Source organism: Actinoplanes italicus (assembly GCF_003001815.1).
In the GTDB taxonomy this organism is placed as follows: Bacteria; Actinomycetota; Actinomycetes; order Mycobacteriales; family Micromonosporaceae; genus Actinoplanes; species Actinoplanes italicus.
Window position 1 is genome coordinate 446,635 of record NZ_PVMZ01000004.1, and the last position, 22,939, is coordinate 469,573.

Consider the following 22,939-nt stretch of genomic DNA (forward strand, 5'->3'; position numbering starts at 1 on the left):
CGGCCACCTTCTGACCTGATCACGAGCCGCCGGATTCATCGTCCGCCGCAAGGCCACGGTTCCTACCGGCAGGAGAAACTGACCGGCTCCTTCGGCCCGAGCGAGCGGGACGAACCCCGAGTCCGGCACGACGACACCCGGTGGGCCCTTGCGGAGGCCGTCGCCCTGGCCGCCCGGCCCGGCGCGGATGTTGACGGCCACGTCGGTGATCCCGGATCCCGGCCAGCCGCCGAGTCGAACGTGAACTCGGATCCGGGGCAGGCGGCTGTGAACCGCTCGCGCCGGGCTGCGCCGAAGGTTCAGCAAACATTCACAGCTAGGCTATCGTCCACCGGATCGCGCCGGAGTTAACGTCCGTTCATGCGGCTGGGCGTGCTGGATGTCGGATCGAACACCGTACATCTTCTTGTCGTGGAGGCGCACCGGGGTGGGCACCCCGACCCTGTCAGCTCGGAGAAGACGCAGCTGCGCCTCGCCGAGCACATCGAGGCGGGGCGGCTGACCGGCGCCGCGGCCGACCGGCTGGTGCGCGCCGTGAAGCGGGCGAAGGCGGCCGCGACCCTCGCCGGGTGTGAGGAGCTGCTCGCCTTCGCGACCTCGGCGCTCCGTGACGCGCACAACTCGGCGGCGGTTCTCTCCCGGGTGCGCGCCGAGACCGGCGTGGAGCTGCAGCTGCTCTCCGGCGAGGACGAGGCCCGCTACACCTTCCTCGCCGTGCGGCGCTGGTACGGCTGGTCGGCCGGGCGCCTGCTGGTGCTCGACATCGGCGGCGGATCCCTCGAACTGGCCGTGGGCCGCGACGAGGACCCCGGCGTGGCGCTGTCGCTGCCGCTCGGCGCCGGCCGGCTCACCCGGCAGCGGCTGCCCGGCGACCCGCCCGCGCGCCGCGACGTCGACGCGCTCGCCGCGGACCTCGACGCCGTCCTCGCACCGATCGCCCGGCGGATCGAGAGCGCGGGGCCGTACGATCTCGCCGTCGGCACCTCGAAGACGTTCCGTTCCCTGGCCCGGCTCGCCGAGGCCGCACCGGCCGGCACCGACCCGCGGGCCCGCCGCACCCTCACCGACGCCGGGCTTGGCCAGCTGCTCGGCTTCATCAGCCGGATGGCGTCACCCGACCTGGCCGGCCTCGACGGCGTCAGCCCCGGACGCGCCCACCAGCTCGTGGCCGGCGCCCTGGTCGCGCGGGCCGCGATGCGGGCGATGGACGTCAGCGAGCTGCAGATCTGCCCGTGGGCGCTGCGCGAAGGGGTGATCCTGCACCGGCTCGACACCCTGGGCGTACCCACCCCGTCGCGGCGGCCGTGGCCGTTGACCGACCAGCAGCCGCGACGGGCCGTCAACGTCGCGCAGTGAAGCCCTCAGCCCGACCATCGGTCACGGCGGCGGGCGGGATTCATCGCACGTTCGGGATGTAGCGCAGCGTGAACGGGTTCGCCTTGCTCTCGCCCGCGTAGGCGGCCAGGTTCGCGCGGACGATGCTGTCGACCCGGCCTCGGCTCAGCCCTGATCCGTTCGCGTTCCACAGGTCGAAGCCGAGCCGGATCGAGCGGCGGTCGCCCGGATCGTCGATGCCGACCCGGCCCGCCGCCTCCTGCAGCACGGTCTGGGTGAAACCGCAGTACAGGCCGACGTACCCGTAGTGCATGTTCGACCAGATGTCGTAGTAGACCTCGTACGCGCCGCCGGTGACCCGGTACCGGTAGGAGTACGCGTTGCCGGTCTCCAGGCCCGGTCCCAGGCCCCGGCTGATGAGCGGCTTGTGGTCCCAGGGCCCGCCCGGCTTCACCTGGTTGTACCACTCGTAGTAGCCCAGGGCCACGACACCGGGGTTGGTGTCGTTCAGGTACCGCTTGATGCGCTGGGCCGCCTCGGAACGGACGTTGTCATACATCTGGCGGTGGATGTACGTGACGACGGCCTCGTAGAGGTGCGAGTCGTCATTGGACTTGAGCGTGTAGTTGCGGCCCAGGTTGCGGTAGTCGTACGCCGACTCGACGCCGTACTTGACCGGCACGACGTCCACCCAGTAACAGTCGGGCTTGAACAGATAGTCGATGGTGAACGAGGTCCCGGACACCGGGTACGGCATCCGGTGCATCAGGGCGCGGCTGCCGGGCGGGAACGAGTCGATTCCGCCGCACAGTTGCGGGTCCGAGTAGTAGATCATGTAGGCGTCCGCGCCGGGGACCGCGTTCCAGGACAGGGCGAGTCCGTGCAGCACGGGCCGGACCGACAGCCCGGTGACCGGTGGCGGCAGCGGCACGGTGATGGCCACCGTGTTCGAGGTGACGCCCCGCTGGCGGCCGCTGACGGCCTGCACCCGGAACTCGTACACCTGCCCCGGAGTCAGCAGTGAGGCCGTGAACGAGTTTCCGGCGACCGGGTACGGCAGCTCGGTGAACCCCTCACCCCGGGAGGCGTTGCGGAGCTGGATGTAGTAGCCGGTGGCGGTGCCGGAGCCGCTCCAGGCGAGAGCCGCCTCACCCAGTCGCGGCGTGACCCGGAGGTTGCCGACCTGCGGCGTCGGACCCCACGGCACCACCGACACCGTGTTGGAGAACCCGCCGGGAACCAGGCCGTCCACCGACTGCACCCGGAACTCGTACCGGGCGCCGTTCTCCATCAGCGTCGACACCCAGGTGTCGTCCGCGATCGGGTACTGCAGCCTGGTGAAGTTCGCCTCGCCGGCGGTGACGTTGCGAACCCAGATGTAGTACGCGGTCGCCTGCGACGCGGCGGTCCAGCGCAGCGTCGCCTTGCGGTCACCCGGCACCGCGGTGAGGTTCTCGGCTCCGGGCGCCGGTGGGCCGGACGGCACGACGGTGACGGTGGCGCTGGTGCCGCCGGCGATCAGGTCGTTGTACGCCTGCACCTTGAACTGATAGGTGGCGCCGTTGGCCAACTGCGTGGCCGTCCAGCTGTCGCCGGCGATCGGGTACGGCAGCCGGGTGAACCCGGACTCCCCGGCCGAGACGTTGCGCACGAAGACGTACACCGAGGTGCCGTGGTCCGGCATGGTCCAGGTCAGGATGGCCTTGCGGTTGCCGGCCTGTGCCGCCATGTTCGCCGGCGCGCCCGGCGCCGGACCGGTCGGGCTCACGGTCACCGTGCTGGAGAAGCCGCCCTCGATGAGCCCGCTGACCGACTGCAGCTTGAATTGGTACGTCACGCCGTTCTGCAGCTGCGCGGCCGTCCACTGCGAACCGGGAACGGGGTACGGCAGCTTCGTGAACCCGGTCTCGCCGGCGGTGACGTTACGGGCGTGGACGTAGTACCCGGTCGCGTCGGGTGCTTCGGTCCAGCGCAGCAGTGCCTCGTGGCTGCCGGCCGTCGCGGTGAACCCGGTCGGCCCGGCCGGCGGCGGGACCGTGGGGGTCACCGTGACGGCAGCCGACTGCGCCCCCTCGATGAGCCCGCTGACCGACTGCAGCTTGAATTGGTACGTCGCGCCGTTCTGCAGCTGCGCGGCCGTCCATTCCGATCCGGGAACCGGGTACGGCAGCTTCGTGAACCCGGTCTCGCCGGCGGTGACGTTACGGATGTGGACGTAGTACCCGGTCGCGTCGGGTGCCTCGGTCCACCGCAGTACCGCCTGCCCGTTGCCGGCGGTCGCGGTCAGCCCGGCCGGGGCCGCCGGTGGAGCGACCGTGGGGCGGGCCGTGACCACTGCCGAGAACCCACCCGGGATCGCCCCGTTGACCGCGCGCAGCTTGAACTCGTAGCCGGCGCCGTTCACCAATGCACCGGCCACCCAGCTGTTGCCGGGCACCGGGTAAGGCAGCTTCGTGAAGTCGTTCTCACCTGCGGTGACGTTACGGACGAACACCTCGTGGCCGGTGGCGTCGGGGTCGCTGGTCCAGGACAGCGTCGCCTCACCGTTGCCGTTGGCCACGCTCAGCCCGGTCGGCCCGGCAGGCGTCGGCCCGGTCGGCGTGACGGTGACCGCTGCGCTGGTCCCCCCGGTGAGAGCGCCGTTGACCGAGCGCAGCTTGAACTCGTACGTCGCGCCGTTCTGCAGCAGTTCAGCGGTCCATCGCGGACCGGGCACCGGGTACGGCAGCTCGGTGAAGTCGGCCTCGCCGGCGGTGACGTTGCGTACCAGCACCTTGTAGCCGGTCGCGTGCGCCGCCGCGTTCCACGCCAGCACCGCCTGGCCGTTGCCCGCCGTGGCGGTGAGCCCGCTCGGTGCCGACGGCGTCGTGCCGGTCATCTGCAGCGTGACCACATCGGAGAACGCGCCCGCGTCGTCGCCCTTGGCGGCTTGGACCTTGTACTGGTACGTCATGCCCGCCTGCAACTGCGACATGTGCCACGGGTTGTGGTCCTGCGTCAGCGGGATCGGCAGGCGTGTCCACTCGGTGTTGACCGTGGTGTCCTTGACCCAGATCCAGTACTGCGTGGCGCCCAGCGACGGCGTCCATGCCAGATCCGCGGTGCCCTCGCCGGTGGCCGCCACCGTCGCGACCGGCGGCTGCTGGGGGCCGATCGGGACGACGGGCAGCGGGCGCGGGTACGGCGTGCCGACGCCGAATCCGGCACTCAGCGCGTCGGCGAAGGCCGCGGCGATCCGCAGCTCGCCCCGGGCGTTGGGATGCGTGCCATCCCAGGTGTGGTCGGCCGCGACGAAACCGGCCGCCGTGTCGGCGACGACGATCGAGGACTGCGTGGTGGTGAGAACGCCGGCGGCCGCGACGAGGCGGGCGTTGTAGTCGGCCACGGTCGCGGCGAACGCCGGATCGTCCGCCGCCCGGGTGGTGGGCAGCAGCTTGCCCAGCACGAACCGGACGTCCGGCTTGGCGGCGCGCGCGTTCGCGATGAAACCGCGCAGATCGGCCTCCACCTGCGCCGGGGTCCGGGCGAAGAAGCCGATGTCGTTGATGCCGAGCAGCACGAGCAGGTAGTCCGGCTGATGCTGGCTGACCTTGCCGCCGATGTCGTGCAACTCGTAGGCGAGGGGGCGTCCCCACACCGCGTTGTGATCCTGGTCGAAGGCGGGGTCGGCGTACGTACGGTCCCAGTCGCCGTCGGCCGTGGTCATCACGTTGTAGAGATCGTTGCGGGGGCCGACGAAATCGGCCGTCACCGCGCCCGCGGCCAGATGTTTCGCGAGCCGGTACCGCCAGGTCCAGTCCCCGCTGCTGCCCTGCGAGATCGAGTCCCCGACGACCATGATCTTCCCGGCGTCGGCCGCCGCTGCCGCCCGCACCGGCGCCGGCGACCCGGCATGGGCCGCAGTGGACGCCGCCGGGGCGACAAGTGCCCAGACCGTCGCCAATGCCAGCAGTGCTCTGCCTGAGCCACGCCCCCGCAGTACCATGGCCGCCCCCGTGACCGTGCACGTCTATCGACAGGCATGATTAGAGCATCGCCCGCGCGGGGGGCACCACAGCCGAACGGCCGAGAACCGCACGGCTCCGGCAGTGCGTTGATTGGGCACCGCCGTCCCTGGGCAATCAGCTGGACCCGCCGTTCTACGGTGCAAGTCCATCCTGGCCAGAAGGAGCTCCCCACCCATGCGTCGTTTCCTGACCGCGACATGCCTCGTGGCCCTCGTCAGCACCACTGGCGCCTGCGCCGGAACCACCGGCACCACCACCTCGCCGGGAGCGTCCCCGGCGATCGGCGCCACGGCCGCTCCCCCGGCGTCCGCGCCGGCTTCGGCGGGCACGGCGACGGCGGGCAACAGCCAGGCGGTCTGCACATCGGCAAAAACCCTGATCAACGACTCCGACCTCGACGCGCTCGGACAGCAGCTCGGCGCCCTCGCCACCGCACACCAGACGAAGAACGCCGACGCTCAGGCAACGGCGGAGAAGGCGATCAAGAACCAAGCAGGTACGTGGGCCCAGGAGCTGGGTCAGCTGCAGCAGCAGGCCGACGACCCGGGACTGCGGACGACCCTCGGTGAGCTGTCGACGTCGCTGACCGCGCTCGCCTCAACGGAGTCGCTGGACGGCGTCAAGTCCGTTGAGCAGGCCGGACTGACGGTGCTCACGCTCGGCACCGGCCTCGACAAACTCAAGAAGGCGTGCGGCTGAACGCCGTCACGGTCGGGTTCAGGCAGCGGGCCGCCGACTGCCCCGGCCGGCGAGCAACAGACCGGCGAGCGCCAGGACGATGTGACCGGTCAGCTCGACTGCCAAGCCTCCCGGTAACCAGCTGAACAACCCGGCGTTGTCATGGTCCACCAGTTGACGGATCGCGCCTTGAGCCCCGACGGCCAGCAGGATCATGCCGAGGATGAGCATCGCTGTTCTCATGACGGAGTCCTCCCCGTTGCTTGGTACGATTGCACCAGACGTAAGTGGTTCGACCGTACCAGAACGAGTGGGGATTCATGTATGTCTCGCCAGGTCGACCATGACGCGCGACGCCGTCACATCGCCGCCGCGGTGTGGCGGCTGGCCGCGTCCGGAGGACTCGAGGACGCGACGATCCGCCGCGTCGCGGCGGAGGCGGGAGTGCCCGCCCGGCAATTGCAGTACTACTTCGGCACCCGTGAGGACCTGCTGCTCGGCGCCCTCGAACTGCTCAACCGCGACGGTGCGGCGGAGGCCCAGGGGCGGGTCGCCGCACTGGGCCCGGAGGCGACGCCCCGCGACATACTGCGCAGCGTCCTGCTCGAATTCCTTCCGCTGGACGAGAGCCGCCGGCAGCGGCATCTGGTGTACATCGCCTACTTCGTCCGGTTCATGGCGGACGAGGCGATACGCGACCGGATCCGCGACACCCCGCCGGAGCTGGAGAACCTGATCGCGCTGCTCCTGCCGGAGGGCCGGAAGGACGAGGCGGACTTCCTGCTGGCGGGAACGAACGGGTTGCAGGGCCAGGTGCTGCTCGGGCAGTTGAGCGCGGAGCGGGCGGTCGAGCTGATCGATCGCCAGCTCGACCGGCTCTTCACGCCGACGCAATGATCACCCGCCCTGCCCGAGCCATTCCCGAAGAATCGGCTGTACGACGCGGAGGTCCCCTCCCCCGGCGGCCGTGTGGGCGGCGGCCCGCGCCGCCGGAGTCGCGTTGAAGGCGACAGCCAGACCGACCGCGGCGAACAGCGGCAGGTCGGAGCGGCTGTCACCGACGGCAGCGCAGCGCGACATCTCGACGCCCAGCCCGGCGGCGACGCTCATCGCGAAGTCGCGTTTCCCGGTCTCGTCGAAGTGCCCGGCCACCTCGCCGCTGTAACGGCCGTCGACGACCTCCAGGCTCGGCCCGCCGGCACGGTCGAAGCCGAAACGCTCGCACAGGTAGGCGCCGACCGGCTCCCACGCCAGCGTGGTCAGGACCGGCACGAGCCCGTTGGCGCGGCACCAGGCGACGGTGTCCGCGATGCCGTCCACCAGCGGCAAGGACTCCAGGAAGCCACGAATCTCGGCCGGTGTCCGGGACGCCCAGCCGCGGGCGTCGAGCATCGAGACCTCCCGGTTGCCGAGGGTCCCGGCGGCATACCGGGCCTCGGCGTCGCGCACGATCTCACTGTGTCCCAGCAGGTCCGCCAGATGCTGGCCGCTGCTGGTGCCCGGGACGAGCGTCCCGTCGACGTCGAAGAACACGGCCCCGCGGATCACGGCAGCCCGACCTCGACATCCATCGGTCCGTTGATCTCCACCGGGCGATCCTGACCGCGCCGCCACAGCCCCCCGGGAGCGGGTGAACGGGGCGTGACGAGGGTCTCGCGGATGCGTGACCCGTCACAGGCCGAGTCGCTTTGGGGCGCCGAACCCTGGGCACTAACAGTGCCCGACATGAGGTTCGGACGACAGGAAGGTCTGCAATTGAGCATCAACTACCACACCGGCCCGGTGAGCTCTGACGTGGAAGGCGTCCGGCTGTGCGGCTACTGCCGCCGGCCGATGGCCGCGCAACACAAGACGGAGTACACGGCGGCACGCGCCCGTCTGCTCCTCGACCGAGGGTTCTGCCTCTGCTCCAAGCCCTCGGCACAGGCCCAGGCGCCGGCTCAGGGATCCACCTCGTCCTGGTGACCCGTGGGCTCGGGAGCGTCACGCGGCGCTCCCGGGCCCGGGGCGTCGCACGGGGTCTCTACCAAGTACGGGTCGTCAGCAGCGGCGGCTTTGCGGATGCGGGCGTCGGCGATCCGGCCGGCCGCGTCCCACACGCGGCTGTCCGCGTCCGGGGAGGCGGCAGCGGCGGCCCGTTCGCGCATCTCGCGCACCTGGGTGCCGAGCAGGTCCCGGCTGCCGCTGCGGCGGCGCAGGATCACCGTGATCGCCGCGATGAGCGAGACCGCGACGACGAAACCCACCGCCAGCTCCAGCAGGCTGGCATCGGTGCCGCCGGGGCTCATCGGGCGCAGCCGGCGGATGGGGTCGTTGCCGGCGGCCTCATGCGGGGATCCTAGCGCCGGATCTCGAAGGAACGCTGGTCGGCGGCCCGCGAGGGGGCCGGGCCACCGACCAGCCGCTGGTTATCCGAGGCGGAAGCTCTGGGCCGCGGATCCGTTGCAGGTGTACTGGACGAGCTGGACGCTGTCGGCCACGCTCGCGGCGGGGACGTCCAGGCACTTGCCGCTGTTGCGGTTGACGAAGTGGTAGTAGCCGCCGCCCTCGGCGACGGGCTGCCACTGCTGGTTGGCGCCTCCCCCGTACGCCCAAGTCTGGATCTTGGCATTGTCGGCGGTGGACACATTGGTCACATCGAGGGCCTGGGCCGCGTTGCCGCGGTTGTTGATGCGGACGTGACCGCTGTCGGTGGTGGCGAACTGGTACTGCTGCGCGTTCGTGCCGTTACAGGTGTACTGCTGGATGGCGGTGCCGTTGACGGTTCCGGCGGCGCGGGCGTCGAGGCACTTGCCGCTGTTCTTGTTGGTCACCGGATACCACGCGGCCGGGTCGATCGGGCTGTCGGCGGGCGGCGGGGTGGCCGGGTCCTGGCCGGCGAGCCACTTCAGGCCCTGGATCAGCCACTGGTTCTGCTGGGCGCTGGCGAATGTCGACGACGTACGCGTGTTGGTCTCATAGTTCATGGCGTTGTGGCCGAAATTGGCGTACAGCATCTTGAAGTTCTTGTTGCTCCAGAGAATCGGGTAGTAGCCGCTGCGCCACTGCTGATTCGGGTCGGTGCCGACCGGGAACGTGGACGCGTCGAGCGAGGCCAGGATGTCGATGTTCGGGTTCTGCCGCAGGTCGTTGCTCCACGAGTACCACTCGCTGACCGACGACTGGATGGTGGCGGGCAGCCCGGCCGTGGACGGGTGGTTACGGTTGTCGATCCGCAGCGTCTCGGCGGTCGGGCCCCACGTGTTGGTGGCGAAGTTCCCCGAGCCCAGGAACGTGTTGTAGTACCAGCTCCACGAGCTCGCGCTGGTGGTGAACGCGCTGACGTGGAAGCCGAGGAAGCCGCCGCCGTTCTGCATGTACGTCTGGAACGCGGCCCGGCGCTCGGCCGGCGGCCCGTCGTCCAGGAACATGATCACCTGGACGCCGGCCAGGCCGGAGGCGCTCAGGCGGCTCCAGTCGGTGGTGGCCTCCCAGGTGAAGCCGTTCTGGGCGGCGGCCCTGGGGAACCAGTCCCGGGCCTCCTTGTCGAAATCGATGTGCGCGGCGTCCCAGGTGCCGTTGTAGAAGGCGAGCACCTTGAACGGTGCCGCCGCGCCGGCGGGGGCGACGTGCGCGAGCAGACCGGTGGCGATAGCGGTGAGCAGCGCCAACGTCGCCACGAGGGCGCGTTCGAGTAGCTTTCTGGCCACGTGGATACCTCGAGGACTGGAGGGGCGGGGGAAGGCGGCGCCGCTGGCGTACATCCTCAGATATCTATGCCCGACCTGGCAAGGTTAACAGTCCTAATAGTTAAAACATCTTCCTAAAACTTTCGGGCCGCCGGTCGCCGCAGCCACACGGAGTCCGGCCAGCCGGGGTTCAGATTGGACTCACGTCGCACTTCGCCGAATCCGTGAGCAGCGTAAAAGCGCGCCGCACGAGCATTCCCATCGATATATTCCAGCTGTACGGGTAGACCGCCGGCCACCTTCAGCAGTTCCTTCAGCAGCGCCGAACCGGTGCCGGTTCCCTGCACCTCGGGCACCACGTAGAGCTTCCAGACGGTCGGGACCTCCGGCCGCAGGTCGATGTTGCCGGTGCCGACGATCGCCGGGCCGTCCTCCGCCACCAGCACGGTCGTGGCGTCCAGGCTTCGCTGGACCGCCTCGCGCGACCACCAGGTGGCCAGACCCGTCGCCACGTAGTCGGCACCCGCGAACTCGTACGTCGAGGGCCAGGTCCGCCGGCCCACGGAGACGATGCCGTCGATGTCGTCCGGGACCGCCCTGCGAATCTTCACTGACATGTTCACATCCTGCCGAAGGCGATGCTCGACCTCGACCCGGGACCGGGCAAGCTGGCCCGGTGCATGCAGACGACGTCATCGGGCACGCGATCGTGCTCATCACCGGCATTCAGGCGGCCGGCAAGTCGACCGTCGCCCAGGCACTGGCCGAGCGCCTGTCCCGATCGGTGCACGTCCGCGGTGACGTCTTCCGCCGCATGGTCGTGGGCGGCCGCGCCGAGATGACTCCCGACCCGTCCGACGAGGCCTTGAGCCAGCTCCGGCTGCGCTACCGGCTGGCCGCCGAGGTCGGTGACGCCTACTTCGACGCCGGCTTCACCGTGATCATCCAGGACGTGATCCTCGGCGACGACCTCACCGACATGATCGCGATGATCCGGAACCGCCCGCTGCTGGTGGTCGTGCTCGCGCCCTCTCCCGAGGCCATCGCGGCGCGCGAGGCCGCCCGAGGCAAGGCCGCCTACGGCGTCTGGGCGATCGAGCAGCTCGACGAGGGTCTCCGGCGTCACACACCCCGCGTCGGGCTGTGGCTCGACACCTCCGGTCAGACGCCCGAGGACACGGTCGACGAGATCCTGGCCCGGGGCCCGGCCGAGGCCTCCGTTCCGTGGCCGGCCCGCTGACGCGTGGTCCCAGCAGGTCCAGCATGGTCTCGATCCTCGCCTCGAGAATCCGGTCGAAGTCGCCCTCGACCTGAACGCTGACGACGCTGCCACCCACCGCGCGGGCCAGCCGGACCACGACCCTCATCGCCGAGGATGTCAGTGTCGGCCTCTGCCGTCCACGGTCCTACGCACAGGGAGGGGCCGCGATTCCATTCCAGATCCGCTTCCACCCGGCCATCATGCCCACCGCGCTCACCACCGGAGGGATCGGGACGCGCCCCTCGTACAATCCGGTTGATCCATTTCTTGATCGGAACCACGATGGTCCGGTGCGTGAGCTGGAGTGGGACGTGGTGCGGGATTGGTTCGATCCCGTGCAGAACGGCAGTGTCCCGGATATCGCGGTCGAGGACACCACCCTGGAGGACTGGCAGGCGTTCCTCGAGCTGATCCGGGCCGACGGCTGGCGTGCCGAGTACACGAGTACGGCGATGAGCGTGTCGCGGTTCCGGCGGTGGCTGCCGATCTGTTCGTACCCCACCCGGAGGACTGGCCGCGGGCGTTGTGGGTGTGGCCCCGGCCGTACATCGAGCTGATCTTCCGGGTGTGGACGCACGAGGTGATCCTCGGGGACGTGAGCCTCCATGAGCTGCAGGGACAGGAGCGCCTGGACGACCTCTGCGCGATCCTGCGGCGTATGGGGCAACACCTGGGCAAAGGCGTGGAGATGTACGCCGAGGGCTGTTACGACGCTCTGCCGCCGATGCTCGTGTACGACGTCACACAGGACAGAGTCACGTTCCGCGCCGGACCGTGGCATGGCTGAGGCTCACGTCGACAGCGGGGCAGACGGATCTTCCGGTCGCGTGCTGGGATGGTGGGGTGACCATGAACCCTGACCCCGGGCGGATCGTCAGCGCCGGCCGCGACATCGCGGCACGGCCGGAGGAGATCTTCGAACTCATCGCCGACCCGTCGCAGCAACCCCGCTGGGACGGCAACGCCAACCTGTCGGAGGCTCCCGCCGGGCAGAGGGTCCGGGCCGCGGGCGAGATCTTCGTCATGACGACGACCTCGGGCAACGTCCGGGAGAACCATGTTGTCGAGTTCGTTGAAGGACGCCGCATCGCGTGGCGGCCCGCGGAGCCGGGGCAGCCCGCACCCGGCCACCTGTGGCGGTGGGAGCTCGAGCCGGTCGACTCCGTACACACACGGGTCACCCACACGTACGACTGGACGGATCTGACCGACGAGCGACGCATTCCCCGCGCCCGGTCGACGACCCCGGACCGGCTGAGAGCCTCGCTGGACCGCATCGCCCTCCTCGTGGAAGCGGGTCACGCATCCTGATCCCGGCAATGGTCGTGTTCGGCGCGGCCGCCGTCGTCTCCGCGGTCGGCGCGGGCATGGGCTCGGAAGAGATCCGGTACGGCGCCGAGGCCGTGGCGATGCTGGCCCTGTCCGCTGGTGCGGCACTGACCGGCCGGCACCGTGCCCTGCGCCTGTTCGGCCTTCTGCTGGCCGGCGCGGCTCTTGCCGACCTCGCCGCTACGTGGCTGACCTATCCTTCGCCGCCGCCTCGCGGTCCGAACGGCTGCCCGATCGCGGACGACGCTGTCACCGGGTACTGGACCGGCCGGTTGCGCCTGGGCCAGCTCGCTGCGGCACTGCACTTCGGCGCGCTGATCTGCGTGACGCTGGTGGTGGCGGCTCTGCCCGAGCGGACCGGGCTACGCCGGTGGCACCGGAGCGTGCTCATCATCCTGGTGACGGTCCCGGCTGTTCTGATCGGTCTCTACCCCATCTATGCGGCCGACGACCACACCGAGCTGCTGCACCCGACCATGCCGGCGACACTCACCCTGGCGGCGGCGGTCGTGCTGACTGTGCTGACCGTGACCCGCAGCCCGGGCGGGTGGGCGCGGAGCACGGCGCTCATCGGCGGCGGTGTGCTCGCTCTCGTACCGGCGTTGTCCGTCGTCGAGGAGGTCGCCACCCCCATCGTCCAGTTGGGGCATCTGACTCCCGATCCGGATCCCGGTGTGTTCCTGATGTGCGCCTACTCGTACGGGACGCCGACGACCTCACTGTCCATGCTCGCCCTGACCGCCGGCGGCATCCTGCTCATGCTCGCCGCCCCCGCGCTGCTGGTCTGGACATCTCCGCGGCCACCCCGCTGATCCCGTCGCGACGTCAGTGGATGCCCAGGACCGGCCGGCACTCCTTGACGCCGATCAGCTCGATGTCGTCGCGGCTGTTCTTCTCCCACACGTCGCGGGTGAGCCGCCACCGCTGGATCGGGGCGGGCTCGCCACGGCGGCTGTCCCAGTCGGTGCCGTTCGGTTCGTAGCCCAGGGCACGGGAGACGCGGTTGGAGGCCTCGTTGTCGGCGAAGGCGTCGCTGCCGGCCTCGCGTGCGTCCAGACCGGCGAACGCCAGGTGCAGGATCGCCGAGCGCATCTCCCTGCCGAGGCCCTGCCCGCGGCGTCCGGGAGCCAGCCACGAGAAGCTGGAGACCGTACCGAAGCGGGCGAAGTCTCTGCCGATGAGATCCTGCATGCCGATCGCCTCGCCGTCGGCGAGCACGACGAAGTACAGCCGCCACAGGTCGGGGGCCACCCGGCCGCGGCCGGTCCAGATGCCGCGCAGCCAGCGCCATTCGCGTTCCGGGTTGTCGGCGTAGAGCGACATGGGGTCGTCGAACGGCCACGGCTCGGTGTCGGCGATCCCGGCCCGCACGTGCGGCACGAGGCGTTCCAGCAGTTCGTCGGAGGCTCCGGCGAGCGTCAGCCGGGGCGTGCGGACTTCGACGTTGAGCGGCGGGTAGGTGTGGGCCACGCCCGGGACGCTAATCAGCCTTCCCGGCCGCCGCATCCGAATTCCGCACTCATGCCGCGGCGACGGTGGCCCGGGGCGCGTACATGATCACGGCGACGCCGATGAGGCAGATGGCGGCGCCGATGAGGTCCCACCGGTCCGGCCGGAACCTGTCGACGACCATGGCCCAGACCAGGGAGCCGGCGACGAAGATGCCGCCGTAGGCCGCCAGGATGCGACCGAAGTTCGGATCCGGCTGGAACGTCGCGACGAAGCCGTAAGCACCGAGGGCGGCGATGCCCGCACCGATCCAGAGCAAGCCCTTGTGTTCGCGTACGCCCTGCCAGATCAGCCAGGCGCCGCCGATCTCCGCGACGGCGGCGAGGGCGAACAGCAGGATGGATCGGATGATCGTCATATCGTCCATGGCAGCACACCGGACCGGGGCCGCGGACCGGCGGGATGCCGCCGCGTGATCGGTGGCTCAGCAGCCACAGCTTCCGGTGCCGCACCCAGCCGCGCTGCGGGTGGGTGGGCCGGTGTCGACGGCGGGCGGGTGGGGCTGGTTCATGCGGGGTCACCGTCGGGGCGTTCGGCGGTGCCGATGGTGAGGTACGGGATCGGGCAGTCGGTGCAGGTGCAGTTGGTGAGGCTGTCGCAGCGGGCGTCGGCGACCTCGGTCAGCGTGGTCCGGATCGCGGTCAGGTCGGCGATCTTCGCGTCGATCTCGGCGATCTTGCCGAGGGCGCGTTGCCGCAGATCGGCGCTGGGGTGCCGTCGGCGGCCGGCGTCGAGCAGCCCGGCGACCTCGTCGAGGGTGAACCCGAGTCGCTGTGCCGCTTTGATCACGGTGAGCAGGGCGACGGTGTCGGCCGGGTAGAGCCGGTGCCCGCCGGTCGAGCGGACCGGTTCGGCCAGCAGGCCACGCCGCTCGTAGTAGCGCAGCGTCTGGATGTTGACGCCCGCCCGCTCGGCGACCTCACCGGTGCGCAGCCCACTACCGATCGGCGGCACTGGCGGCCCTCCTGACAAGGGCCGCGAGCACGTCGGCGTACTCGTGCGGCACCTCTATTTCCAGAGTCACCGTCTCCTCATCGGTGGCCGGCACCGTCCTGACGGTGAAGGTGAAGAAGGAGCAGCAGCTGCTCTCCCGCGCGGTCAGGTCCCGCGCCGTCCCGGCCAGTCCGGCCGGGCCGGCCAGCTCGAGCCGCGCTCGTGTCGGGCCGGTCGTGGTGATGCCGCGCAGTGCCGCGGCGAACAGCGCGTCGAACTCGGCAAGCCGTAACGGCTGCTCAGCGGTGGGAAGGGTGCACACTTCGGGCACCCGGGCCGGGTCGGTGTCGCTCATGCAACGACGGTAAACCTGTACCTGCGTACCGAATGCAAGTCCTTCGGGCCTTGAAAATGAGGGACCTGATGCGGTGACGCCGTCGAATAGGGTCGGCGTCATGACAGCAGATCTCGCCACCAGTGCCTTCGATGCGCTGCTCGTCGACGCCCTGCCCGATCGGGAGGCGCTGCGCCGGGTCTACGAGGCCCCGAGCGAAGCAGCCGTACGCAAGCAGATGACCGAACTCACCGAACAGACCCGGCAGTTGATCGCCTGTGCGTCGCTCGTCCTGGTCGCCAGCGTCGACGCCGACGGCAACTGTGACGTCTCCCCGCGCGGCGGCCCGGCCGGTTTCGTCTCGGTCCTGGACTCGCGGACGGTGGCGATCCCGGACGCGACCGGTAACAAGCGTCTCGACAGCCTGGAGAACATCATCGTCACCGGGCGGGCCGGGCTGCTGTTCGTCATCCCGGGGCGCACGACGACGCTGCGGCTCAACGGTCGCGCCTGTGTCTCCACCCGGCCGGACCTGCTGTCGCAGCTGACCGCGGTGGGCAAGCCGCCGGCCAGCGCGCTGGTGGTCGGTATCGAGGAGGTCTACCCGCACTGCCCCAAGTCGCTCATTCGCGGCGGGGTCTGGAAGCCGGAGCAGTGGCTGCCGGTGGACGCCCAGCCGACCTCGGCCGAGGTGACGCTGGCCCAGCTGCGGATGCCGGGCCTGACGATCGCCGACATCGAGAAGACGGAGGCGGACGCGCTCAAGTACCGCTACGAGTGACGGATCACGCTCGAGACGGCGACGCAGGACACCGGCAGCGGGCCGTTGACGGACGGCGACGGCCGGCCAGAACCACACCACGCCGTTGCGGGTGAGGCGGCATTCCGTGCCGTCGAGGCCGGGGAATCGCACGTCCATGCGCCAGTGCGCTCACGTGATCAGGTTGAGAAGTTCGAGACCGGTGACGCGCTGGAAGCCCATGCTCGTGTAGAGCTCCAGCGCCGCTGCGTTGCCGGTCTCGGTCTGCAGGGACACGCGCAGCGCTCCGGCCGCGCGGGCGTCGTGCACGACGTGCACGAGCAGGGCCTTCGCGACACCGGCGCGACGGTGGGGCGGCGCGACGTAGAGGTCGCGGATCGACCACACGGCGCCCAGCATCAGCGAGGCCGGCAGCACCGCGAACGTGATGAACCCGCAGACCCGGCCCTCACGGACAAGGGCAGAGGCAGAGAGCCGATGTTGTACGAGCTGCGCGTACAGCCATGATCGGGTGGCCTCCGGCGAAGCCGGCCGGCCGTAGTGCACCCGGTAGTCGTCGAACAGCGCGGCCACCTGATCGAAGGCGGGATGGTCCGGTGTCACCGGCACGATGGTCGTCACGCCGGAAGTATCGCCGGGGTCAGCCGCTGATGACCTTCCCGCCGAGCCCGGAGCGCGTCGTGGGCTGGCCGACCAGTTCGACCAGGACCTCGTCGCGGCAATCGTCGCCGAACACGGCGGAGACGGCGTCGGTGAACGCGGTGACGAGCCGGGCGATCACCTTCACCGCGTCGGCCCGCGCGAAGACCTCCTCGCGCATGCCGAACGTGACCGACGGCGCGGCCGTGGTGACGGGCACTCCCCCGCGGGCCCAACGGCCGGCGGGGATGCCGATGAGCCGGACGTCGACCGAGCCGCGGGCCCACTCGCCGTACACGGACACGACCGCGTCGGTCAGCTGCCCGATGGCGTGGGGCTCGCGCCCGGCGAGATCGGCTTCGAGCGCGTACAGCGTCACGTGGGGCACAACCAACTCCTCGGCCGCGGCGGGCAGTCAGCATATTCCGCTGCCGGCGTGCCCGGACCTCCCCGGCCGGGGAACGCGACGTGTCTGCCAGTGACACCACGTCACGTCCTCAAGTGACACTGCGGCTCTGATCGCGGCGTCGATCGACTGATGTCATCGAGGTATGTCCATCCTGACCACCGGAAAACCCGTACGCCTGATGGCCGCGATCACCGCGGTGCTGATGCCGCTCACCGCCTGCACCTCCGCGAAACCGTCCCCGTCGTCCTCCGGCACGCCGGCCGGGCTGGAGCGCTTCCACCGGCAGACCCTGCAGTGGGAGAAGTGCGACGGTTACGCGAAGACGGCGACCGAGAGCACCGTCATGGGCATGGTCGACGGCCTGGAGTGCACCCGCATGCAGGCTCCGCTTAGCTACGACGACCCGGGCGGACGCACCGTCCAGATCGCCGTCGCACGACGGTCCGCCCCAGGCGACGCGCTGGGTTCACTGGTGCTCAACCCCGGCGGGCCCGGCGGATCCGGGCTGTTCGCCACCGCCACCACCGCGCTCGGCCTGGACAAGGCGAAGAGCCCTCTCACCGGCCGGTTCGACCTGGTCGGCTTCGACCCGCGGGGTGTGGGCGCGACCGTGCCCGCCGTCGACTGCTTCTCCGACGCCGAGGCCGACCGCGGCACCGTGACGCTCAGCGCACAGGGCACCACCGTCCAGTGGACCGAGCAGGACACCAAGGCGGTCGTCGACCGATGCGTGCGAGGCAGCGGCGGCCCGGAGAACCTGGCCCACCTCGGCACCCGCGACGTGGCGCGCGACCTGGACATCCTGCGCACGGTCCTCGGCGACGAGAAGCTCACGTTCCTCGGGCAGAGCTACGGCACCCGCCTCGGAGCGGTGTACGCCGAGCAGTTCCCGAGCAGGGTCCGGGCGATGCTGCTCGACGGCGGCATCGATCCGACCCAGGGCACCCTCGAACGCCGGGTCGGCGCCTACGCCGGATTCCAGGCCGCCTTCGAGCGCATGGCCGCGTTCTGCGCGAAGCAGGCCGGCTGTCCGCTGGGCCGTGACCCGAAGACCGCCACCACGCAATTCCAGAAGATCATGCAACCGTTGTACGCCACACCCGTACCGGCGCTCGGCGGCGAGCTCACCTTCGACGCCGCGATCGGCGGGGTGATCTCCGGGCTCTACGCCGAGGCCGCGTGGCCGCGCATCATCAAGGGCATCACCCAGATCGGGCAGGGCCGCGGCGACGAGCTGGCGCAACTCGGCTACGACTTCTCCGGCCGTGACGCCAAGGGCGCCTGGCCCAACTTCGCCGAGGCCAACTACGCGATCAACTGCATGGACGAGGAACGGCTGACCGAGCAGCAGGGCGGCGAGCTGCGGGCCGCGACCTACCGGCAGGCGCCGTTCATGGACCCGGGCGCCGACGTGCTCTCCGGGGCCCGGGACAGCTGTGAGCACTGGCCTGCCCGGCCGACCCTCGGATACCCGTACGCCGACGACGTGACGGGCCTCCCCGGCACCCTGGTCGTGTCGATCACCGGCGACCCCACCACGCCACACGCCGGCGGCATCCGGCTCGCCGAGACGCTGGGCAGCACGCTTCTCACCGTCCGCGGCGAGGGCCACACCGTCGTCATGGCCGGAACGAACCCGTGCGTCGACAGGATCGCCGCCGCCTACCTGATCGACCTCGAACTTCCCGAGGAGGGCACCACGTGCGACTCCTGACTTCTCCCACGTACACGGCGCGGGACGTCTCCTGCCGTCCGAGCTGACGAACGATCTTGCCGGGGTACGGCCATGGCCGTACCCCGGCAAGGGTTCGATCTCTATTCGCCGTTGCCGGGTGCCACCGCTGTCGCCGCCAGGACGGTGCTGATGATCGACGCGGTGATCGTGCGCGTGACGGCCGCCGCGGCGGCGTCGGCGCCCCAGTCGCCGCGCTGCAGCTGCCCGGCGCGGGTGATGACCGGGGTGGTCCAGGGGATCTCCCGGGAGAACTGCGGGAGCGTGCCGCTGCCGGACAGCAGTGCGGCGAGCGCCGCCACCCGGGGCTGTGGCTGCCCGCCGTCCACCAGCACCCGGCGGATCTCCTCGACGAGCCGGGAGCGGCGGCCGTTTCCGCCGTCCTCGAGGACTGTGGTGGTGAACAGGCCGAGCGTCTTGCGCCGGGTGCGCCGCAGGTCGCCTCGTTCGACGAGCCGGTCCAGCAGTGGGCCGCGCAGCCGCGGCCCGACCGCCGCGAGCACCGTCTGCACACCGCGCGGCTTCTCGGCGGTGTAGTCCCAGGCCGACCGCAGGATGTCGTCGGACGGCGGGTTGCCGGTGACCGCCTCGACCTGCGTGGTTCGCTGATCGTGGCGCACGTGCCCGCCGAGCGCGAGGTCGGCCAGTACCGCGCCACCGAGGGTGTAGAAGAGCGTGTTCTCACCGGCGATCGTCGCGGAGTCCGGCTGGAACAGCACCAGCAGCAGGTCCTCCGCCAACGTCGCCGTCCCGGTCTGCTGAGTCATCGGTGGTGCCTTTCGTGAGGGAGCGGGCCGTCTCCAGTACAAACCGTGTTGCGGCGACACGGTCAACTTCTGTACCGACAGGTACGCTAGTGGGATGGGCGGTACCCGGAACACCGTGATCGGCCGGCCCCGCGGCTTCGACACCGAGGAGGCGCTCGAATGCGCCATGCGCGTGTTCTGGGAGCAGGGTTACGAGGGCGCCAGCCTCACCGATCTGACCGGCGCCATGGGGATCACCAAAACCAGCATGTACGCGGCCTTCGGCAACAAGGAGCAGTTGTTCCACAAGGCCCTGCGGCGCTACACCGACGGCCCGGCCGGCTACTTCGACGACGCCCTCGATCAGCCGACCGCGCGGGCGGTGGCCGAGGCGCTGCTGCGCGGGTCGGTACGCACCTCGACCCTGCCCGAGGGTTTCGCGGGATGCCTGACGATCCAGGGGGCACTCCCGGCATCCGACGAGAACCGCCCCGCGCACGACGCGCTCGTCCGGTTCCGCGCCGAAGCCGTCGCGCGGCTCGAGCAGCGGTTCCGCCGCGCCGCCGACGAGGGTGACCTGCCCGGCGGCACCGACCCGGAACGGCTGGCCCGCTATGTCATGACGCTCGGCTTCGGCATCCCGGTGCACGCCGCCACCGGCCTCGGCCGCGCCGAGCTCGACGAGATCGTCGACCAGGCGATGGCCTGCTGGCCGGGATCCGCCTGATCGCCGGCATCGCGGCTTCATCCCGGTTTGACTGTGTTGCGGGAACACGGTCTTGACTGGGCCGAGGACGACTTCGGGGAGCTGTCACATGAACAAGCCGACGAGTGGGCGGCCCACGGCGCGTTCCATCCCGGTGGAGGAGTTCTTCACCGACCCCGCATTCGCGAATCCCTCGATATCGCCTGACGGCACGAGGATCGCCTACCTCGCACCGGCACACGGACGGCGCAACGTGTGGGTCCGCCGCGTCGACGAGCAGCACGAGGACGCGGTGTGCGTCACCCACGACGCCCGGCGGGGCATCACGACCTACTACTGGCCGGACGACACGCGGTGGCTGCTGTACCTGCAGGACACCGACGGCAACGAGGACTGGCATCTGTACCGGGCCGACCTCGAGGCGCCCGACCGGGCACCGGTCGACCTGACTCCCCTGCCGCCGGGCTCGCGTGTCTTCGGCGCCGACGCGCTGCCGTCGCACCCCGGCAGCATGCTCGTCGCCATGAACAAGCGGCCGATCGCGATCGACCTGTTCCGGATCGACGTCGCCACCGGCGAGACGACGCTGCATCACGAGCAGGCCGATCCGGGCGAGAGTGTGCTGCTGGATCACTCCGGCGAACCCGCGTTCGCCGCACGGCTGGCGGCCGACGGAACACTCGAACTGTCCGCGATCGACCGCACGAGCGGCGAACGGCGGCTGCTGCGACGCCTCGGTGGCGCGGAATATCCGGTGGGCGTGCAGCCGCAGCTGGTGACCCCGGACGGCACCGGCCTGCTCGTCGGCGCCTACACCGGATCCGACGACCTCCGGTTGCTGCGTCTCGACCGCGAGACCGGCGCCGAGACGGTCATCGCCGCGGTCGAGGGCCACAGCCTGGACATCCTGGGCACCATGGCGCCCGGCGTGCTCCCGCCCACGGTGTTCACCAGCCGCCGGACCGGGGAGGTCATCGCGGCCCGCTTCGTGGGCGACCGGCCACGCATCGAGGTCCTGGACGATCGATTCGCCGAGGTGTACGCCGAGCTGGCGGCGCTCTCCGACGGCGTGCTCGGCACCCTCTCCTCGGACCTGAGCGAAAAGCGCTGGATCGCCACCTTCGTCCATGACCGCGACCCCGCCGTGACCTGGCTCTACGACCACGCGACCCGCGAGAGCCGCGTGCTGTTCCGGCCCTACCCGCACCTGGACCCGGCCGACCTGGCGGCGATGGAGCCCGTGAGGTTCACCGCCCGTGACGGGTTGCCCCTGCACGGCTTCCTCACACTCCCGCCCGGCACCGCCCGGGAGGCGCTTCCCCTGGTGCTGCTGGTGCACGGCGGACCCTGGCTGCACGACACGTGGGGTTTCCATCCGCAGGCCCAGCTGCTGGCGAATCGCGGCTACGCCGTGCTGCAGGTCAACTTCCGCGGGTCCACCGGCTACGGCAGGCGGCACACGACCGCCGCGATCGGCGAGTTCGCCCGGGCCATGCACACCGACCTCATCGACGCCGCCGACTGGGCGGTGGCGCGGGGTCACGCCGACCCGGCGCGGATCGGCATCATGGGCGGCTCCTACGGTGGCTACGCCGCGCTGATGGGCGCCGCACTGGAGCCCGGCTACTTCGCGGCCGCCGTCGACTACGTCGGTGTCTCCGACCTCGTGGGCTTCCTGCGGAACCTGCCGCCGTTCACCAGGCCGTACAACGTCAACAGCTGGTACGCCTACGTGGGCGATCCCGACGATCCGGCGGCCGAGGCCGACATGCGGTCGCGCTCACCGATCGCCATGATCGACAAGATCACGACGCCCCTGCTGGTGGCCCAGGGCGCCAACGACGCCCGCGTGGTGCAGGCCGAGGCCGACGGCATCGTCGAGCCCTTGCGGCGGCGCGGCGTTCCCGTCGAGCACCTGTTCGCCGCCGACGAGGGGCACGGCTTCGACAACACCGAGAATCAGGTCCGCCTGCACCGTGCGATCGAACGGCACTTCGCGCGATACCTGGGCGCCGGCTCGCCGGAGTGAGCGGTCGCCGTCAGGCGCCGGCCCGGTCCCCGTCGGCCGGTGCCGCACCTGCCTCGCGCCGCAGCCGCTGCGCGAGGATGCTCGCCCGGCCCAGCACGTCGACCTGGGCCGGGTTGTAGAGCGCGGCCACGGCGTCGACGAAGGTCTGACGGGTGACGTCCTCGCTGTGGGTCAGGTGCGCGGCCGGGTCGTTCAACCAGGGATAGTCGGCGAGCTGCCGGGCGATGACGCGAGCCAGCCGCTCGGCGACGTCCTGCCGGGCAGCCTCATCAGCGTCGGCCGCGAGCCGGTCGAACTCCGCGTTGACCGGGTCGGTGTCGGTCTCCACCATCCGGAGAACGTCCTTCATCGCCTCGTCGTCGTACAGCCGGGCGTGGATGTGCAGCAGCGAGCTGTCGGCCGCGGACAGGCGAGGGGCGACGGACTCGAAGCCGGCGGGCACGTCGGCCGCGATGCCGTCGCGCAGGATGACGGCGATGTCGGCGCGAGCCCTCTGCAGGCGCTCGACCTCGGCTGACAGCTCGGCGTCGACCTGCCGCAGGACGTCCGGGGCGATGTCGGTGCCCGAGCCGCCCGGCCCGATCCGCGACAGCGGGATGCCCAGCTCCACGAGGCGCCGGATGCGCAGCAGGCAGGCGAGGTCGCGGGCGCCGTACTGCTTGTAGCCGTTGTACCGGCGTTCCGGCTCCTCGAGCAGGCCGAGCCGGTGATAGTGCCGGACGGCGTTCACCGTGGTGCCGGCGAGCTCGGCGAGCTGCCGCGTGCTCCAGGCCACATCGTCTCCCCCGCTGCCTCACCGCGCATGCGGCACCGAGGTGACGACTTCTGTTCCGATCGGTGCCGAACGAACCGTAACACCTCACG

27 protein-coding genes are annotated in these 22,939 nt (G+C 70.6%); 13 read left to right on the forward strand and 14 right to left on the reverse strand.

Annotation, left to right across the window (positions count from 1 at the left end; translation table 11 throughout):
- The first annotated feature begins 360 nt into the window (after nucleotides 1-360).
- The gene (locus CLV67_RS13330; protein ID WP_106317956.1) at nucleotides 361-1,356 is read left to right on the forward strand and encodes a Ppx/GppA family phosphatase; all 996 of its coding nucleotides are present in this window, start codon (nucleotides 361-363) and stop codon (nucleotides 1,354-1,356) included.
- Nucleotides 1,357-1,396: 40 nt separating this feature from the next.
- Here the strand turns inward: CLV67_RS13330 and CLV67_RS13335 are convergent, their stop codons facing one another.
- Nucleotides 1,397-5,209 (reverse strand): fibronectin type III domain-containing protein, encoded by a 3,813-nt coding sequence (locus CLV67_RS13335; RefSeq protein WP_106317958.1) that lies wholly within the window; start codon nucleotides 5,207-5,209, stop codon nucleotides 1,397-1,399.
- A 307-nt stretch (nucleotides 5,210-5,516) separates the two neighbouring features.
- Between CLV67_RS13335 and CLV67_RS13340 the strand changes: the two genes are divergently transcribed.
- Nucleotides 5,517-6,041, forward strand: coding sequence for a hypothetical protein (locus tag CLV67_RS13340; RefSeq protein WP_106317960.1), 525 nt, complete (start codon nucleotides 5,517-5,519; stop codon nucleotides 6,039-6,041).
- Between the two features lie 18 nt (nucleotides 6,042-6,059).
- On the opposite strand, the gene CLV67_RS13345 is transcribed toward CLV67_RS13340, so the two are convergent.
- On the reverse strand, nucleotides 6,060-6,263 hold the full coding sequence (locus CLV67_RS13345; protein ID WP_106317962.1) for a hypothetical protein: 204 nt from the start codon (nucleotides 6,261-6,263) through the stop codon (nucleotides 6,060-6,062).
- 81 nt (nucleotides 6,264-6,344) lie between these two features.
- Between CLV67_RS13345 and CLV67_RS13350 the strand changes: the two genes are divergently transcribed.
- On the forward strand, nucleotides 6,345-6,917 hold the full coding sequence (locus CLV67_RS13350) for a TetR/AcrR family transcriptional regulator (protein ID WP_106317964.1): 573 nt from the start codon (nucleotides 6,345-6,347) through the stop codon (nucleotides 6,915-6,917).
- Here CLV67_RS13350 and CLV67_RS13355 read toward each other — a convergent pair whose 3' ends face one another.
- Nucleotides 6,918-7,568, reverse strand: coding sequence for an HAD family hydrolase (locus CLV67_RS13355; RefSeq protein ID WP_239166090.1), 651 nt, complete (start codon nucleotides 7,566-7,568; stop codon nucleotides 6,918-6,920).
- Between the two features lie 177 nt (nucleotides 7,569-7,745).
- On the opposite strand from CLV67_RS13355, the gene CLV67_RS51020 reads away from it, so the two are divergent.
- Nucleotides 7,746-7,985 carry a hypothetical protein gene (locus tag CLV67_RS51020; protein WP_146169093.1) on the forward strand — a complete coding sequence of 80 codons (240 nt, stop codon included), beginning with the start codon at nucleotides 7,746-7,748 and terminating at the stop codon, nucleotides 7,983-7,985.
- Here the strand turns inward: CLV67_RS51020 and CLV67_RS13360 are convergent.
- The 3 genes from CLV67_RS13360 to CLV67_RS13370 all read right to left on the reverse strand — a co-directional run bounded on the left by CLV67_RS13360 (nucleotide 7,961) and on the right by CLV67_RS13370 (nucleotide 10,305).
- On the reverse strand, nucleotides 7,961-8,308 hold the full coding sequence (locus CLV67_RS13360) for a hypothetical protein (RefSeq protein ID WP_106317966.1): 348 nt from the start codon (nucleotides 8,306-8,308) through the stop codon (nucleotides 7,961-7,963). The two genes, CLV67_RS51020 and CLV67_RS13360, sit on opposite strands and share 25 nt — an antisense overlap.
- Nucleotides 8,309-8,428: 120 nt before the next feature.
- The gene (locus CLV67_RS13365) at nucleotides 8,429-9,709 is read right to left on the reverse strand and encodes an RICIN domain-containing protein (RefSeq protein WP_239166091.1); all 1,281 of its coding nucleotides are present in this window, start codon (nucleotides 9,707-9,709) and stop codon (nucleotides 8,429-8,431) included.
- Nucleotides 9,710-9,822: 113 nt separating this feature from the next.
- Nucleotides 9,823-10,305 carry a GNAT family N-acetyltransferase gene (locus CLV67_RS13370; RefSeq protein ID WP_106317970.1) on the reverse strand — a complete coding sequence of 161 codons (483 nt, stop codon included), beginning with the start codon at nucleotides 10,303-10,305 and terminating at the stop codon, nucleotides 9,823-9,825.
- A 59-nt stretch (nucleotides 10,306-10,364) separates the two neighbouring features.
- Here CLV67_RS13370 and CLV67_RS13375 point away from each other — a divergent pair, with 59 nt between their 5' ends.
- From CLV67_RS13375 to CLV67_RS13395, 5 genes are all read left to right on the forward strand, one after another.
- Entirely contained in the window at nucleotides 10,365-10,928 is a 564-nt protein-coding gene (locus CLV67_RS13375; protein ID WP_203736916.1) for an AAA family ATPase, read from the forward strand.
- A gap of 311 nt (nucleotides 10,929-11,239) precedes the next feature.
- On the forward strand, nucleotides 11,240-11,506 hold the full coding sequence (locus tag CLV67_RS13380) for a hypothetical protein (RefSeq protein WP_106317972.1): 267 nt from the start codon (nucleotides 11,240-11,242) through the stop codon (nucleotides 11,504-11,506).
- Nucleotides 11,425-11,736 (forward strand): hypothetical protein, encoded by a 312-nt coding sequence (locus CLV67_RS13385; RefSeq protein ID WP_203736917.1) that lies wholly within the window; start codon nucleotides 11,425-11,427, stop codon nucleotides 11,734-11,736. Before CLV67_RS13380 ends, CLV67_RS13385 begins: the two co-directional genes overlap by 82 nt.
- Nucleotides 11,737-11,798: 62 nt before the next feature.
- A complete protein-coding gene (locus CLV67_RS13390) occupies nucleotides 11,799-12,260 on the forward strand; it encodes an SRPBCC family protein (protein ID WP_106318222.1) in 462 nt (153 codons plus the stop codon).
- An 8-nt stretch (nucleotides 12,261-12,268) separates the two neighbouring features.
- The gene (locus CLV67_RS13395; protein ID WP_106317976.1) at nucleotides 12,269-13,090 is read left to right on the forward strand and encodes a hypothetical protein; all 822 of its coding nucleotides are present in this window, start codon (nucleotides 12,269-12,271) and stop codon (nucleotides 13,088-13,090) included.
- A gap of 13 nt (nucleotides 13,091-13,103) precedes the next feature.
- Here CLV67_RS13395 and CLV67_RS13400 read toward each other — a convergent pair whose 3' ends face one another.
- The 4 genes from CLV67_RS13400 to CLV67_RS13415 all read right to left on the reverse strand — a co-directional run bounded on the left by CLV67_RS13400 (nucleotide 13,104) and on the right by CLV67_RS13415 (nucleotide 15,075).
- Entirely contained in the window at nucleotides 13,104-13,748 is a 645-nt protein-coding gene (locus CLV67_RS13400) for a GNAT family N-acetyltransferase (protein ID WP_106317978.1), read from the reverse strand.
- Between the two features lie 49 nt (nucleotides 13,749-13,797).
- Complete coding sequence (locus CLV67_RS13405) at nucleotides 13,798-14,145, reverse strand: YnfA family protein (RefSeq protein ID WP_106317980.1); 348 nt, start codon at nucleotides 14,143-14,145, stop codon at nucleotides 13,798-13,800.
- Nucleotides 14,146-14,294: 149 nt separating this feature from the next.
- Nucleotides 14,295-14,741 carry a MerR family transcriptional regulator gene (locus CLV67_RS13410; protein ID WP_239166092.1) on the reverse strand — a complete coding sequence of 149 codons (447 nt, stop codon included), beginning with the start codon at nucleotides 14,739-14,741 and terminating at the stop codon, nucleotides 14,295-14,297.
- Entirely contained in the window at nucleotides 14,725-15,075 is a 351-nt protein-coding gene (locus CLV67_RS13415; RefSeq protein ID WP_106317982.1) for a hypothetical protein, read from the reverse strand. The genes CLV67_RS13410 and CLV67_RS13415 overlap by 17 nt, the downstream gene beginning before the upstream one ends.
- A gap of 100 nt (nucleotides 15,076-15,175) precedes the next feature.
- Between CLV67_RS13415 and CLV67_RS13420 the strand changes: the two genes are divergently transcribed.
- Nucleotides 15,176-15,835, forward strand: a complete 660-nt coding sequence (locus CLV67_RS13420) for an MSMEG_1061 family FMN-dependent PPOX-type flavoprotein (protein WP_106317984.1) — start codon at nucleotides 15,176-15,178, stop codon at nucleotides 15,833-15,835.
- A 150-nt stretch (nucleotides 15,836-15,985) separates the two neighbouring features.
- On the opposite strand, the gene CLV67_RS13425 is transcribed toward CLV67_RS13420, so the two are convergent.
- Nucleotides 15,986-16,435: a GNAT family N-acetyltransferase gene (locus CLV67_RS13425; protein WP_170153831.1), complete on the reverse strand. Its 450-nt coding sequence runs from the start codon at nucleotides 16,433-16,435 to the stop codon at nucleotides 15,986-15,988.
- A 19-nt stretch (nucleotides 16,436-16,454) separates the two neighbouring features.
- Nucleotides 16,455-16,841 carry a hypothetical protein gene (locus tag CLV67_RS13430; protein WP_106317988.1) on the reverse strand — a complete coding sequence of 129 codons (387 nt, stop codon included), beginning with the start codon at nucleotides 16,839-16,841 and terminating at the stop codon, nucleotides 16,455-16,457.
- A gap of 163 nt (nucleotides 16,842-17,004) precedes the next feature.
- Between CLV67_RS13430 and CLV67_RS13435 the strand changes: the two genes are divergently transcribed.
- Nucleotides 17,005-18,576, forward strand: coding sequence for an alpha/beta hydrolase (locus tag CLV67_RS13435; protein WP_203736919.1), 1,572 nt, complete (start codon nucleotides 17,005-17,007; stop codon nucleotides 18,574-18,576).
- A gap of 101 nt (nucleotides 18,577-18,677) precedes the next feature.
- Here the strand turns inward: CLV67_RS13435 and CLV67_RS13440 are convergent, their stop codons facing one another.
- Entirely contained in the window at nucleotides 18,678-19,361 is a 684-nt protein-coding gene (locus CLV67_RS13440) for a GOLPH3/VPS74 family protein (protein WP_106317990.1), read from the reverse strand.
- A 94-nt stretch (nucleotides 19,362-19,455) separates the two neighbouring features.
- Between CLV67_RS13440 and CLV67_RS13445 the strand changes: the two genes are divergently transcribed.
- Both CLV67_RS13445 and CLV67_RS13450 read left to right on the forward strand, forming a co-directional pair.
- Entirely contained in the window at nucleotides 19,456-20,067 is a 612-nt protein-coding gene (locus tag CLV67_RS13445; protein ID WP_106317992.1) for a TetR/AcrR family transcriptional regulator, read from the forward strand.
- 88 nt (nucleotides 20,068-20,155) lie between these two features.
- The gene (locus tag CLV67_RS13450; protein ID WP_106317994.1) at nucleotides 20,156-22,075 is read left to right on the forward strand and encodes a S9 family peptidase; all 1,920 of its coding nucleotides are present in this window, start codon (nucleotides 20,156-20,158) and stop codon (nucleotides 22,073-22,075) included.
- 10 nt (nucleotides 22,076-22,085) lie between these two features.
- On the opposite strand, the gene CLV67_RS13455 is transcribed toward CLV67_RS13450, so the two are convergent.
- Complete coding sequence (locus tag CLV67_RS13455) at nucleotides 22,086-22,850, reverse strand: MerR family transcriptional regulator (RefSeq protein ID WP_106317996.1); 765 nt, start codon at nucleotides 22,848-22,850, stop codon at nucleotides 22,086-22,088.
- Nucleotides 22,851-22,939: the final 89 nt, after the last annotated feature.